The sequence below is a fragment of the Cryobacterium sp. TMS1-20-1 genome (assembly GCF_004402355.1).
Classification (GTDB): domain Bacteria; phylum Actinomycetota; class Actinomycetes; order Actinomycetales; family Microbacteriaceae; genus Cryobacterium; species Cryobacterium levicorallinum.
Window position 1 is genome coordinate 1 of sequence record NZ_SOGF01000028.1, and the last position, 1390, is coordinate 1390.

Annotated in this window: 1 protein-coding gene; it reads left to right on the forward strand. The window is 60.1% G+C overall.

Going from position 1 to position 1390, the window contains the following annotated elements; all coding sequences use genetic code 11:
• The first annotated feature begins 66 nt into the window (after positions 1 to 66).
• A complete protein-coding gene (locus tag E3O45_RS06925; protein WP_134442731.1) occupies positions 67 to 1353 on the forward strand; it encodes an IS256 family transposase in 1287 nt (428 codons plus the stop codon).
• The last annotated feature ends 37 nt before the right edge of the window (positions 1354 to 1390 follow it).

Sequence of the window (1390 nt, forward strand, 5' to 3'; positions counted from 1 at the left end):
GGGACTGTCTCTTAAACGGTGTTTCCGGCCTGACGCGCCGGACTTGGGTCTGGCGGGAAAGGTGCCGTGATGACGACACTTGATGCTGTGACGAAGAAGACGAAATCTGAGCCCACTCGTGAGGCGGTGGCTGCGAAGGAATGGGTGCGCCTGGCCAAGGAGCAGGGCCTGGCTCTGGACGGTCCGGACGGCCTGCTGGGCCAGTTCACGAAAACGTTCCTAGAGACGGCGCTGAACGAGGAAATGACTGAGCATCTCGGTCATGAGAAAAACCGTGCCCCGGACGAGCGTGACGAATCCAACGTGCGCAACGGGACCCGGCCCAAAACGGTGATCAGCCCCTCGACGGGGCCGGTGACCATTCAGGTGCCTCGTGACCGGGACGCCACGTTCACTCCGGTGATCGTGGCGAAACGACAACGCCGTTTGACCGGGGTTGATGAGATTGTGCTGTCGTTGTATGCCCGCGGCCTCACGACCGGGGAGATCAGCGCGCACTTCAACCAGATCTACGGCGCGCAGGTCTCCAAAGAGACGATCTCTCGGATCACGGACAAAGTGATCGAGGAGATGCAAACGTGGCAGTCCCGCCCGTTGAACGGCGTCTACGCGGCGATCTTCATCGACGCGATCGTGGTGAAGATCCGGGATGGGCAGGTCGCCAACCGGCCCATCTATGCGGCCATCGGCGTGACTCTGGACGGTGATAAGGACATTCTCGGGTTGTGGGCCGGCACCGGCGGTGAGGGCGCCAAGTTCTGGATGTCTGTCCTGACCGACATCAAAAACCGTGGCGTCACCGACACGTTCTTCCTGGTCTGTGACGGGTTGAAAGGGCTCCCGGAGGTTGTCGGGAACGTGTGGCCGTTGACGACGGTGCAGACGTGCATCATTCACCTCATTCGGAACACGTTCAAACTGTCCTCGAAGAAGGATTGGGATGCGATGAAACGAGCCGTGAAACCGATCTACACCGCTCCGACCGTTGACGCCGCACGAGCAGCTCTCGATGATCTATCCGAGAGCTGGGGGAAGAAATACGGTGCGATCATCCGGTTGTGGGAGTCGGCATGGGAAGAGTTCACCCCGTTCTTGTCCTACGACCCCGAGATCCGCCAGGTGATCTGCTCCACGAATGCGATCGAGTCACTCAATGCCCGGTACCGTCGTGCGGTGCGTGCTCGAGGGCATTTCCCCACGGAGCAGGCCGCTCTAAAATGCTTGTATCTGGTCACGCGAAGTCTCGATCCCACCGGTGAGGGCCGAGCTCGATGGACAATGAGGTGGAAGCCCGCTCTCAACGCCTTCGCCATCACCTTCCACGACCGCTGGCCGAACGCAGAATCCTACTAATGAAAAACGCCGGAAACACCGTTACTGAGACACACCC